This is a genomic window from Sinorhizobium garamanticum (assembly GCF_029892065.1).
Taxonomy (GTDB): domain Bacteria; phylum Pseudomonadota; class Alphaproteobacteria; order Rhizobiales; family Rhizobiaceae; genus Sinorhizobium; species Sinorhizobium garamanticum.
This window is the reverse complement of sequence record NZ_CP120373.1, coordinates 2,135,188-2,147,755: the sequence shown is the minus strand read 5'-3', so window position 1 is coordinate 2,147,755 and position 12,568 is coordinate 2,135,188. Positions and strand designations below refer to the sequence as shown.

The window sequence follows — 12,568 nt, the reverse complement described above, 5'->3', positions numbered from 1 at the left end:
CGACAAGGAACAGGGAATGGAGCGTGACGAGCCCGTGCACCCGCAGGGGGGCGAGCCCGTCGCAACAATGCGGCTGCGCGCGGACGCTCCCCGCGTGACGCGCATCTCGCGCAAGGTCCTGGCCGGTGTCGGCTTGGTCGCTGGCCTTGGGGTCGGCGGGGCCTTGATCTATGCCCTGCAGACGCAGAATGCCTCCAAGACTGGCGAAGAACTCTATTCGACCGACAACCGCCAGACGGCCGATGGCCTTTCGGGCCTGCCGAAAGACTATACCGGTCCCGTGCTGGGCCCGCCCTTGCCGGGCGACCTCGGTCGGCCGATCCTCGATGCGCAGAACCGGGGGCAGCCAGTCACCCCGCCCGTGATGACAACGCCAGCCGTCGATCCCGAGGAGCAACGCCGGCTCGCCGAAGAAGAGGCGGCGCGCACCAGCCGCGTCTTCTTCCAGACCGGCGCGACGACCGCAGCGACCGGCCAGGGCGCCAGCCTGTCTGCAGCGCCTGGCCTTACGGGTATCGACGTCGGCGGCCAACCCGGCGCGTCCACTGCACAGGACCGTCAACTGGCCTTCCTCAACGCCCCACCGGACAAGCGCACCGTTTCGCCTGACCGGGTCTCGCCGCCGGCATCACCTTTTGTTCTTCAGGCCGGTGCGGTCATTCCGGCGGCGCTAATCACCGGTATCCGGTCCGATCTCCCCGGCCAGATTACTGCCCAGGTGACCGAGAATGTCTATGACAGCCCCACCGGCCGTTACCTCCTCGTTCCGCAGGGAACGCGGCTCATCGGGCAGTACGACAATGGCGTGCAGTTCGGCCAGCGCCGGGCGCTCCTCGTCTGGAACCGGTTGATCCTGCCGAACGGCCGCTCGATCGTCCTCGAACGTCAACCGGGTGCGGACTCCGAGGGCTATGCCGGCCTGGAGGACGGCGTCGATTACCATTGGGGGCAACTATTCAAGGCGGCGGTTCTGTCGACGATACTCAGCGTCGGCGCCCAGGCCGGCTCGTCGAGCGAAGAGGACGCGATCCTCCGCGCTCTTCGCCAGGGTGCATCCGACAGCATCAATGATGTCGGTCAGCAGATCGTGCGGCGCCAACTCGATGTCGCCCCGACGCTCACTATCCGCCCCGGCTTTCCAGTCCGCGTCATCGTCACACGCGACTTGGTGCTCGAACCCTATAGGAGCTGACGATGACCAAGCTGAAACTCGGACGCATCGCCGATGACAAGCCTGTGAAGATCACGCTGGAGCTGCCTGCCACGCTCCACCGTGACCTCCTCCTCTATGCCGAAGTGCTCGGGCGGGAAACCGGGCAGCCCGTCGCCGACCCAGTCCGCTTGGTCGTGCCCATGCTCGAGCGCTTCATCGCGACCGATCGAGGATTTGCCAAAGCCAGACGCCAAGACCAACGCATCGACTTGCGTGACACCTGAAATCTCTCCCCGTTCTCAAAACGCTCACCGCCAGGCACGCCTGCAAACGATGCTCGGCTCAGACGGATCGCGCATGAACATACAGAACGCGCAATGAAGTTAACTCGCCGACCAGCGTTTTGCGTCCCCTCACACATCGAACAGGCGCATCGCGCGTTCCCCTAGGCGTGAAGCCTGAACCGCGGTGAGAAAAAAAGCGAGGCAATGCGATGCTTCGAGTTCTACTGGTCGAGGACGAGTGGCTCATAGCCACATGCACCTGCTCCGCGCTGGAGCACGCCGGATACCACGTGACACTCGCCGGCGATGGGCAGGCTGGCCTCGAAATCGTTCAACGAGAAGCCCCACAATTCATCATTACCGATTACATGATGCCGCGGATGGATGGAATGACCATGATAAGGCTCGTGCGGGAGCACGGTTACGCCGGCCCCATCATTCTCATCACGGCTACTCCGGAACACGACCTTCCTGAGCGTTGGTTCTACGATGCGTATATGCCAAAGCCCTGCAAAGACGAGGATCTGCTCGCAATGATGTCCACATGTGCCACGCAGCGTCGAAGCTGATTGGCGCCAGTCCTTCGCCTTGCTCGCCGGCGGCCACGTGATTCGCTTGCAAGACCGCCAGGCGCGACGGCCGCCCACCACCGCGACGCGCGTTGCCCTTTCGCCGCTTTTGCAGGTCGTCCAACCTAATGGAATCGTTTCTTCTGGCGTTGGGACATGTCGCTGCTCTGCGCCGAGCGACACTATTTTTCTATTCACGCAACTATCGTGACATCCGCGCCACTGATCTGACAGACAGCACATCGGTATTCCGATATTGCGGCGCACCATGCGGTTATTCAGCGTGGTTGCCCTCCACACGCCGGATCGCATTGAAGCATTGAATGATCCCGAGCGCGTATCAGTGGGATCACGATGCTGCCCCTCAACGCGTTTTAGGAATAATGGCCGTGCTCAAGACTCTCGCTCGGGCTCTCGCAGCCCTAATCATTGCTCACCCAATCCTTGCCGGACCCGCCTTCGCCGCGACCGCGACCGGCAACATGAATGTCCGCATCAATATCGTCGCCGAGTGCAAGGTCGTCACAGCGACCGATATGGATTTCGGAACAACGGGCGTCATTGACGCCAATGTCGACCAGACGAGCTCGATAACTGTCCAGTGCACCAATAGCACGCCTTACACCGTCGGATTGAACGCGGGCGGCGGCATAGGCGCCACCGTAGCGGTCCGCAAGATGACCGGGCCGGCCTCTGCAACCGTCAACTATTCGCTTTATCGCGATGCCGCGCGCACGCAGGTCTGGGGCTTCACGCCCGGAACAGACACCGTGGCGAGCACGGGCAACGGCAATCCGCAGACCATGACTGTCTACGGCCGGGTGCCTGTCCAGACCACTCCCGGCGCTGGCGCCTATTCCGACATCGTGGCCATCACGGTCCAATACTGACAGCGGAAAGTGAGCTACCATGCGTCCGATGATGCGATGCATCAGCGCGGCCGCTCTCTTTCTGCTCTCCGGGCAGATCGGCGAAGCGGCCTCGTTGCGTGTTTCTCCCACGACCGTCGACCTGATCGCGCCGGACAGCGCCGCCACGCTCAATTTGAGCAACGAGGCCAAGCGTCCGATCAACGTTCAGGTGCGCGTCTTCCGCTGGACGCAGGAAGGCGGCGTTGATCGACTCGAGCCGACCGAGGATGTCGTTGCCAGCCCGCCTGCGACGGAAATGCAGGCGAATGCGAGCTACGTCGTGCGCGTTGTTCGCGTGACAAAGGCGCCGATCGCGACCGAGGAGAGCTATCGCGTCGTCGTCGATGAGCTTCCGGATCCGGCGCGCCGGCAAGCGGGCACCGTCAGCCTTGTCGTGCGTCATTCCATCCCCGTCTTCTTCCGAAACCCGGATGCGTCGGCTGCTCAGGTCTCGTGGACAATCCAACGCTCCAGCGGAACGACATTGCTTGTCGGCCGCAACAGCGGCGATAGCCGCCTCCGATTGTCCGACCTCTCGCTGTCCCGAGACGGTCAGCGTCTTGGCGGCCGAAACGGCCTCATCGGCTACGTTCTCGGCGGCGCGACGATGCAATGGCCCATCCCGCTTTCCAGGACGCCCGCTGGCGGGTCGATCACACTTTCCGCGCAAACCCAAACGGGGCCTCTCAATGCGAGCGTTGCGGTCAAGGACCGTTAGGTTCGCAATGGTCCTGGGAGCGGCAATTTCCATTTCCGCGGCTGCGGGGGCCAATCAGATAAACAACACAAACTCGCCTTCGCCCGGCGCTGCGGGCCAGGCACGCGACCTCTATCTGGAGGTTTTCATCAACGGCGTTTCCACCGGGCTCATCGGCAACTTCAAGCAACTGCCTGATGGAGGCCTAGCCGCGACCGAAGCGGAATTGACCGAAGTTGGCCTGAAGCCTGTGCGGTCTGCGCAAGCAGATGGCCTAGTTCGCGTCGATCGGCTGCCTAATGTGTCCTTCCGGCTGGATGAGCCGGCGCAGCGCCTCTACGTGACCTCAACCGATGAGGCGCGCGCTCCAAGAACCATCGACATCGGCACCATCGGCAAGAGCGACAGACCGCAACCACAATCGAGCCTGGGCGCGGTCCTCAACTACACGCTCTTCGGCAGCTCGAACTCGTTGTTCGAGAAGCACACCGATCTGTTCCAGGGTGTTTCCGGCGCTTTCGACACGCGCCTGTTCAGCCCCTATGGAACGCTCAGCCAATCCTTTATCGCGGGCTATTCAAACAGCCCGGTGGATCGCTTCACACGCCTCAACACCACCTGGAGCTACTCCGATCCGAACAGGCTCGTGACCTATCGGGCCGGCGACGTCGTCTCGGGCGGCCTATCCTGGACGCGACCCGTCTATCTCGGCGGCCTTCAGGTACAGCGGAACTTCGCGCTGCGCTCCGACCTCGTGACAATGCCGCTCCCGTCCTTCTCCGGAAGGGCCGCGGTGCCATCGACTCTCGAAGTCTATTCGCAAAACGCGCGCACCTTCACTGGCACCGTCGCACCCGGACCATTCCAACTCGTCAACCTGCCGGTTTTCACTGGCGCCACCGAGACACGCGTTGTGCTGAGGGACAGCTTGGGGCGCGAAACGACCGCCACCCTTCCGTTCTACGCATCGAGCTCGCTTCTGCGCGAGGGCTTGCTCGATTTCTCGGCCGAGCTCGGCTACCCGCGCAGAAACTTCGGTATCGAATCGCAAGACTATGACGGACGGCTCATGGGCGTTGCGACCGCGCGCTACGGCCTTACCGACTGGCTAACGCTCGAGGGGCACTTCGAAGGCGGCAACGATCTCCTCAACGGCGGCATTGGCGCAGCCTTTCCCATCTGGACCTATGGCGTCGGCTCGGTGGCTGTTGCCAGCAGTGAGCACAATGGCCGGACCGGCTCGCTCGTAAACGCATCGCTCGAATTGCGAAACGACCGTTGGTCGATCTTCGGCAGAGTCCAAAGAACTTTCGGTCAGTATGAGGACATCGCTTCAATAACAGCGAAACCCAGTATCGACCCACGTTTTCCTACCGCGTTCAGCGCCAAGGTCCCGCGCGCCCTCGACCAGGTTGCAGTTAGCGTTCCCACGCCATTCGATGCCTCAAATCTCACCTTCTCCTACACAAACCTCGACACCGGTGACAGCGAGCGCAGCCGAATAGCGGGCGTTTCCTACAGCCAGCAGATCTTCGGGCGAAGCACGCTATTCGCGACCGCCTTCAAGGATTTCGGCAACAAAGGAGGCTTCGGTCTGTTTGCAGGCCTCTCCATCCCGCTCGGCAGCGACATCAACACGACGACGGCAATAGAACACGGCCGCGACGGAACGAACTTCGTAGCCGATGTTACGCGCAGCGAACGCCTGGAGGAGGGAAGCGTCGGCTGGCGCGTGCGCACATCCGAGGGCAAGACGACCAACCGATCCGCCGCAGTCAGCTACCGCGCTCCCGTCGCGCGCGTCCAGGCCGGCGTCGAGCAATATGGCGGCAGTGTCAGGGCGACCGGTCAGGTCGACGGCGCCATTGTCGTGGCCGGTGGCGACGTCTTCGCCTCCAATCGCATCGATGACGCCTTCGCGGTCGTCGACGTCGGCGCGCCCAATGTCGAAGTGCAGCATCAAAACCGACGCGTCGGAACGAGCAACAGGCGCGGCCGCATCGTCGTCCCCGGCCTCAACTCCTACGAACCGAATACGATCTCGATCGACCCGAGCAATCTTCCAGTGGACGCCGATATCGCTTCCACCAGGCAAGTGGTCGTTCCCGCCGATCGGAGCGGGGTCGTGATCGACTTCGGGGTCAACAACAAGCCCAACGCTGCGTTGGTCCGCTTCATCGACAGCCGTGGCCTCGCGCTCGAGGCCGGCCTCAAAGGGCGGCTGCTGAGCGGCTCCGGGGAGTTCGTGATCGGCTATGACGGCGAGGCCTACATCCGTTCGCTTTCCTCGCAAAACACGGTGGAAATCCAGCGTGTCGATGGCGCCTCCTGTCGCGCCGAATTCCAGTTCCGGCCTGATCCAGGTCGGCAGGTGGTTTTGAAGGACGTCCCATGCCACTGAAATTCAGTTTGAGCCTGCTTGGGATTCTTGCCCTCCTGTTGCTGGCGGCGATGCCGGCGCCGGCGCGTGCGCAGAGTTGCAGCTTCAGCGTCGCCAGCGTCAACTTTGGTTCGACCGATACATTGTCCGGCGCTCCAGCCACGACGAACGCAACACTGCTCGCCAATTGCAGCGGATCACCTTTCTCAACGATTCTGATCTGCCCGAACCTGGGAAGCGGCAGCGGAGGCGCGACCGCTTCGATGCGCCAAATGCTGAGCGGCGCCGATGTTCTCAACTATCAGCTCTACTCGGATTCCGCGCGAACGGTGGTCTGGGGATCCCAGGTCTGGCCGTTTCCATCAAGGCCCCCCGCAATCAGCGTGACTTTGAATGGGATCGGTACCGGCTCTGCATCCAGACAAATCTACGGCGCTCTCTTCGGCGGTCAGTCCACCGCGCCGCCGGGAAGCTATTTGTCTTCCTTCTCCGGCATGCACGTGGAGTTTCGATATCGGTATAGCTCGCTCAACTCCTGCAGCGGCGGCGCTTCCGGCGCGATCGCCCGGCCGAGCTTCAACGTCATGGCGAACGTTGCGGCGAACTGCCTCGTCGCAACCCAAGACGTCGATTTCGGATCGCGCGGCATTCTCGATTCCAGTGTCGACGCAACCGGGCAGCTCGCAGTCACCTGCACACCGGGCAGCGCATACACGGTCGCCCTGAACGGAGGCATGGCGAATGCCCCACCGACGGCGCGCAAGATGTTCAAGGGCACTGAAACAGTCACCTATGGCCTCTACAGGGACCCCGCTCGCAGCCAGCCATGGGGCGACGCATCAACGCCCGGCAGCACGCTTACAGGTACCGGGAACGGAAACACCCAGTACCTGACGGTGTACGGGCGCGTGCAATCCCAGACAACGCCATCACCCGGCGTTTACACGGATACAGTCGTCGTGACTGTGACCTACTGACCCGTACGCCGTGAGAATAGTGAGAGAATCACAATGTCGTTGCGATCTCGCATGAGCGGAGCCCATCGGCGCTGGCGGCTCCCGCGGCAGCCCGATCTAGCCCAGCGGGGTCGATATCGGAGAGCTGGCGACATTCGTGTTCGGAGCAATGGTCGAGATCTTTCAGCCACCTCCGATCGCTTCGATTTTCCCCTCACGCATCGGCCGGTTGCGCCTTGAGCCTGAACTTGCGCTCACTGGGAAGTGCAGCACTGAGGAGTGCTGAGCATAGCGCCGCCCCGAGCATGATCAGGTAGATCGGCTCGAACGAGCCGATTGATTCCTTGAGCACTCCACCGAGCATATTGCCGACGATCCCGCCCACGCCGAGCGCGATGTTGCCAAAAGCAAAAACCAACGCCGCCGCGCCAGCCCCAAAGACATGGCTGATATAGGCTGGCACCAGACCAAAGATTGCGTAGAAAGAAATGCCGAAGGTGATCGCTGCGCAGTAGAGGAGCAGCGACGCCTTGCCTCCTGTTGCATTGAGTACCAGCAAGCAGGAGCTCGCCAGGATCAAGTAAGTAACAATCATTCCCCACCGGACGGTAATCCGATCAGCCAGCGCGCCAATCGCAAAACCACTCACCATCCCAACGACACCGATCACACGCCAGACGTAAGCTGCTGTGTCGGCACTGTAGCCGGCCTCGCTTTCCAGGAACGCCGACAAATATGTCTGATAGGGCATGCAGGAGAGCCCGTTCAGAAACATCATGACCAGGACTGCGGCCGCCAGACCCTTTGGCAACCCGCTCCAGCGCGTTCGAATCGAATGGCCAGCCTGCGATCCTGGAACGTGACGACGACCAAGCCCGCGCAAGCGAATGAAGCCAGCGATCGCAAGCAAGGCGACAAGTACAAACGTTGCGGCCCAAAGGGAGCGCCAACCTGAAGTGGGAAGAAGGTTCGTAAGCAGGAGACTGTTGATGAACACCCCATAGCTGGTACCTGACGACATCAGGCCCAACGCTTTGCCCCGATGCTCAATCGGTACGACTTCTTGCGAAACGTCGACCATAGGAACCCAGATGGCAGCCGCACTCCCTCCAAGCACGACGAGCAGCGCAGCCATCATGTAGATGTTCGAAGCTAGCGCCAGCCCGCCCAAAGCAAGTGCGCACACCGCTATCGATCCCAGCATCATCGGCAAGGCGCCGAAGCGCACTGTCAAGATCCCACTCATCAGTGCACAGACCATAAACCCGGCCTGAACCAGACCGGACATCGCGCCCATCGTCCCGTATGAAAATGGAATCTCCTGCCGGATGGACTCGACCATCGCCGGAAACAGATAGACACCAAATCCATAAGTCGATGCAATAAACGCCGTAAACAACAGGACAGCTTCAATGCTGCGGTATCTTCCGATCCCCATCCCCTTCGCCCGAAAATACTTGAGTTCCGATCGCATTCCCTCAGAAGTCATTCCTTAGCTTCCGGTAGTCCCGAGCGTGGCCGACATTCGTCCGTGCGACGTGTTCGGAGAATGCCGTGACGTCGATCGTCACTTGCGGAATGCCGGCGAGATCGGAATCCGAATGCACCGTGGTGGTCGAAGGCACATGAAATCCCGCCGGCAAATGGCAGCCTTCGACTACAGAGTTGTGCCGGATCGCCGCCCCATTCCCGACCGTGCAATTGAACACCACTGAATTGAAGCCGACGAAAACCTCGTCACCGATCGTGCAAGGGCCGTGGATGATCGAGCGATGCGCGATCGACGTGTTCGAGCCAATCGTCACCGGTTCTCCCGATTTCGAATGGATCACGACGCCGTCTTGGATGTTCGTTCCCTTTCCGATGCGAATAGGCTCCAGATTGCCGGCTTCATCCGTCTCGTCCGCACGGATCACGGCGTAGGGGCCCACAAAGACGTCATCCTCAATAATCACTAGCCCGCAGATGATTGCGGTTGGATCGACAAAGGCGCTCTCGGCCACACGTGGCCAATCGCCCCGCGGATTGCGGCGGATCATGCGGTTCACTCCCATTTCCTGATTGAAGCTTCGAGCCGCGCATGGTGCTGACCACACTCCGACCCTTGACTTGGAATTGCCATAAACCTTACAAGAATGCAATGTTATAACGTATCATTTGCAGGAACGCTCCATGTCGCAAACGAATCCGATCGATAACCGCCTTCCCGTCACCGTTCTTTCCGGCTTCCTCGGCGCCGGCAAAACGACCCTCCTCAATCACGCCCTCAACAATCGCGAGGGCCGGCGCGTCGCGGTCATCGTCAACGACATGAGTGAAGTGAACATCGACGCCGACCTCGTTCGCGAGGGCGGCGCAAATCTGTCCAGAACCGACGAAAAGCTGGTCGAAATGACCAATGGCTGCATCTGCTGCACGCTCCGCGACGACCTGCTGCACGAAGTCCGCCGCCTCAGCGAGAGCGGCCGCTTCGACTATCTGTTGATCGAAGGCACTGGCATAGCCGAACCGCTACCCGTCGCCAGCACCTTCTCCTTCCGGGACGAGGACGGCCACAGCCTGTCCGACATCGCTCACCTCGACACGATGGTCACCGTCGTCGATGCGGCCAGCCTCTTGAAGGACTACGGCTCCAACGACTTCCTGCGCGATCGCGGCGAGACCGCCGGCGACGGCGACGAACGGACGATCGTCGATCTCCTGGTCGAACAGATCGAGTTCGCCGACGTCATCGTCATCAACAAGGTCTCCGAGGTTTCCCCCGAACAGCGTGCCCTGGTCCGCAAGGTCGTGATCGCGCTCAACGCCGATGCGCGGATCGTCGAAACCGATTTCGGTCGCGCCCCACTCGGCGACATCCTCGACACCGGGCTGTTCAGCGAAGAGAAGGCCGAGCGTCATCCGCTCTGGTTCAAGGAACTCTACGGCTTCAAGGACCACGTCCCCGAAACCGAGGAATATGGCATCCAGAGCTTCGTTTATCGCGCGCGCCGTCCCTTCCATCCCCGCACCTTCAACACCTTCATCAACCAGACCTGGCCGGGTCTGATCCGCGCAAAAGGGCATTTCTGGCTCGCCACACGGCCTGATTGGGTCGGCGAATTCTCGCTCGCCGGCGCGATCGCCCGTTCAATTCCCCTGGGGCGCTGGTGGGCCGCCGTTCCGAAACATCGCTGGCCCGATCATCCGGAGTGGCAGCGCATTCTCAAGCGCAACTGGCATGAAACGTGGGGCGATCGCCGCCAGGAGCTGGTCTTCATCGGCACCGGCATGGACGAGGCCAAGATCCGCGCCGCGCTCGATGCCTGCCTCCTCGGCAGCTCAGATACTGAACGCTTCGATCCAAAAGCCTGGCGAAACCTGCCTGATCCATTTCCTGCATGGGAAGCTGCCAATGCGGCCTGACCCCGCCATCGCGCCGCCACCGCCGCGGCGCCGCTGCCCGACCGCGAAGCGCCTAGCCCGTGACATCCTTCTGAATAATCCGGTCAGCGTGTTGCAGCGGACGCTCAGCGCGGATGTCTCTTCAGCGCTCGAAAGAGCGCCTGTCGACCAACTCCCCGATTTTCGCTTCACGGCTTCGGCCGTGGAGCTTCGTTCGACGCTACTGCGCCATTTCAACGAGATGAGCCTCGAGCCGGCGTGGCTGCGCGACTGGCTCTTCAACGACGTGTTCTTTCTCGCGCGCCTCTTTCGCTATCTGACCTCAGCATCGAGCGTGATTGTGCGCCTCGAGACCATCACGACGGATGCCTGCAAGCGGTTCCATGCTGACAATGTGCGCCTCAGGCTCGTGTCCACCTACCGTGGCCCCGGCACGCAATGGCTCGGGCCGCGCGCGCTCGCCATGCAAGAAGCGGGAAAGCCGCTCTCTCCTGACGCCATCAAGACGACGCCGACTGGCGCCATCCTGTTGATCCGCGGCAGCAAGAGCGCCTCCGAAACAAGCTCGGCGTTGCTCCACCGATCACCACCAATCGAGGGAACCGGCATCAACCGTCTGCTCCTCGCCGTCGATGATGCCGACGAGTTCGGGAGCTAGCGTCATTGCCCTCGCGCCGCATTGAACCCACACCGTTTTCTTCCGACCCGCCGACCTCGAAATCAATCGAGCCGAAGCCCGTAACGCTTCTCACGGGCTTCCTTGGCTCCGGCAAGACGACGCTGCTCAACGATCTCCTCGCCGATCCACGGCTCGCCGACACGGCGGTGATTGTCAACGAGTTCGGCTCCGTCTCCGTCGATCACCACCTCGTGCGGCGTGGACGTGAGCAATACATAGTCACCAGCACAGGCTGCATCTGCTGCCTCGCCACGAGTGACATCCGCGCGTCCCTCTTCGAGCTGCTGAGTGCCCACGAGCAAGGCCTTGCTCCGTCTTTCTCCCGCGTCATCATTGAAACCACGGGGCTCGCCGATCCTGCGCCAATCGTGAACAGTCTTATCCCTGGCGGCGCGCCGGCGACCGCTCTGCGCGATCACACCGTCGCCAAGCGCTTCCGGCTGGCGGGCATCGTGACCGTCTTCGACAGTGTCTGCGGAACCGAGACGCTCGATGCGCACATGGAGAGCTGGAAGCAACTCGCTTTCGCCGATCATATCGTCCTGACCAAGACCGACCTTGCGCCGATCGCTGGGCAGGCAGCTCTAACCCTGCTCAAGGAGCTCAATCCCGGGGCGCAAATCCACGACGGCCGCCAGCCAGGCTTTGATCCCGTGAGCCTCATCGGCGCCGGCTCCTATCACCTCACATCCAAGCCGGAGGACGTGGCAGGCTGGCTCGCGATGGAGCGGTTCAGTGACCCCGACAGCCATGTCGCGCCACATGACGTCAATCGCCACGGCAATCGCATCCAGGCGCTGCCGCTCATCCATGACGAGCCGCTCGACCCGCGCGCGGTCGACGGCTTCCTCACCGTCATTTCCAGCCAGCATCATGACCGCATTTTGCGTCTCAAGGGGCTCTTTGCCCTCTCAGATGATCCGGCCCGGCCGCTCGTCGCGCATGCCGTACAAAACAAGCTGTACCCGCCAATCAGGCTCGACTATTGGCCGGACATCGATGTTCGAAGCCGCATTGTCGTGATCGGCAAGGACCTGCCAGTCGATCCAATCCGCAAGCTGTTTCAGGCGCTCCTTCCGCGGCCCACCCGCACACGTTTTTGGGCGGCACGTCGATGAGCGGCTTTGTGAATCCCCTCGCTCGCTCACGGATCGGGCTTCTCGGACAAGCGGCTGCGATCAAGGGTTGGACGCGAATGGCGCTCGGCTGTGCCGATGACGTCGTGGTGTCAGTCAATCAGCTCGCCTGCGCGGAGCCGGGATGCCCGCCAGAGGAGACGGTCATCATGGCTTTGCCGGCCGGGGGCCCAGCCCTCAAGCTTTCGATCCACAAGGCGCTTGCCGACTTGACAGAGGCCGACATCATCACCGCGGCACGCGAAGCGACCAGCCTAACTAAACGTTCGATAGCGCCATCACCGGAGTAACGCCTTGGATCTCCGCACCTCAGATTCCTCTACTTCCGCGCATTCGCTGAGCAAAACGATGGGGTGCGGTGTCCAGGTATTGACGACGTGCGGTAATAGAGTAACAGTTGTTTGCAATGATATAACGTT

13 protein-coding genes are annotated in these 12,568 nt (G+C 61.7%); 11 read left to right on the top strand and 2 right to left on the bottom strand.

The features are described from left to right. The first annotated feature begins 16 nt into the window (after nucleotides 1–16). From PZN02_RS09945 to PZN02_RS09915, 7 genes are all read left to right on the top strand, one after another. Nucleotides 17–1,192 carry a TraB/TrbI/VirB10 family type IV secretion system protein gene (locus PZN02_RS09945; protein ID WP_280661448.1) on the top strand — a complete coding sequence of 392 codons (1,176 nt, stop codon included), beginning with the start codon at nucleotides 17–19 and terminating at the stop codon, nucleotides 1,190–1,192. A 2-nt stretch (nucleotides 1,193–1,194) separates the two neighbouring features. Then, entirely contained in the window at nucleotides 1,195–1,437 is a 243-nt protein-coding gene (locus PZN02_RS09940; protein ID WP_280657841.1) for a DUF2274 domain-containing protein, read from the top strand. 209 nt (nucleotides 1,438–1,646) lie between these two features. Further along, the gene (locus PZN02_RS09935) at nucleotides 1,647–2,006 is read left to right on the top strand and encodes a response regulator transcription factor (RefSeq protein ID WP_280657840.1); all 360 of its coding nucleotides are present in this window, start codon (nucleotides 1,647–1,649) and stop codon (nucleotides 2,004–2,006) included. A 389-nt stretch (nucleotides 2,007–2,395) separates the two neighbouring features. Next, on the top strand, nucleotides 2,396–2,896 hold the full coding sequence (locus tag PZN02_RS09930) for a Csu type fimbrial protein (protein WP_425336233.1): 501 nt from the start codon (nucleotides 2,396–2,398) through the stop codon (nucleotides 2,894–2,896). Nucleotides 2,897–2,915: 19 nt separating this feature from the next. Further along, a complete protein-coding gene (locus tag PZN02_RS09925; protein ID WP_280657839.1) occupies nucleotides 2,916–3,635 on the top strand; it encodes a fimbrial biogenesis chaperone in 720 nt (239 codons plus the stop codon). 7 nt (nucleotides 3,636–3,642) lie between these two features. Then, a complete protein-coding gene (locus tag PZN02_RS09920; RefSeq protein ID WP_280657838.1) occupies nucleotides 3,643–6,015 on the top strand; it encodes a fimbria/pilus outer membrane usher protein in 2,373 nt (790 codons plus the stop codon). Nucleotides 6,016–6,029: 14 nt separating this feature from the next. Then, nucleotides 6,030–6,971, top strand: coding sequence for a Csu type fimbrial protein (locus PZN02_RS09915; protein WP_425336290.1), 942 nt, complete (start codon nucleotides 6,030–6,032; stop codon nucleotides 6,969–6,971). A 193-nt stretch (nucleotides 6,972–7,164) separates the two neighbouring features. Here PZN02_RS09915 and PZN02_RS09910 read toward each other — a convergent pair whose 3' ends face one another. Both PZN02_RS09910 and PZN02_RS09905 read right to left on the bottom strand, forming a co-directional pair. Next, entirely contained in the window at nucleotides 7,165–8,439 is a 1,275-nt protein-coding gene (locus PZN02_RS09910) for an MFS transporter (RefSeq protein ID WP_280657836.1), read from the bottom strand. Then, nucleotides 8,429–8,989, bottom strand: a complete 561-nt coding sequence (locus PZN02_RS09905; protein ID WP_280661446.1) for an LbetaH domain-containing protein — start codon at nucleotides 8,987–8,989, stop codon at nucleotides 8,429–8,431. Before PZN02_RS09905 ends, PZN02_RS09910 begins: the two co-directional genes overlap by 11 nt. A 133-nt stretch (nucleotides 8,990–9,122) precedes the next feature. On the opposite strand from PZN02_RS09905, the gene zigA reads away from it, so the two are divergent. From zigA to PZN02_RS09885, 4 genes are read left to right on the top strand one after another with little or no spacing between them, the layout of a single operon-like run. Continuing rightward, nucleotides 9,123–10,355 (top strand): zinc metallochaperone GTPase ZigA, encoded by a 1,233-nt coding sequence (gene zigA, locus PZN02_RS09900; RefSeq protein ID WP_280657835.1) that lies wholly within the window; start codon nucleotides 9,123–9,125, stop codon nucleotides 10,353–10,355. After that, entirely contained in the window at nucleotides 10,345–10,992 is a 648-nt protein-coding gene (locus PZN02_RS09895) for a DUF1826 domain-containing protein (RefSeq protein ID WP_280657834.1), read from the top strand. The genes zigA and PZN02_RS09895 overlap by 11 nt, the downstream gene beginning before the upstream one ends. Before the next feature lie 5 nt (nucleotides 10,993–10,997). Continuing rightward, nucleotides 10,998–12,131 (top strand): CobW family GTP-binding protein, encoded by a 1,134-nt coding sequence (locus PZN02_RS09890; RefSeq protein ID WP_280657833.1) that lies wholly within the window; start codon nucleotides 10,998–11,000, stop codon nucleotides 12,129–12,131. After that, nucleotides 12,128–12,439, top strand: coding sequence for a hypothetical protein (locus PZN02_RS09885; RefSeq protein WP_280657832.1), 312 nt, complete (start codon nucleotides 12,128–12,130; stop codon nucleotides 12,437–12,439). Before PZN02_RS09890 ends, PZN02_RS09885 begins: the two co-directional genes overlap by 4 nt. Nucleotides 12,440–12,568: the final 129 nt, after the last annotated feature.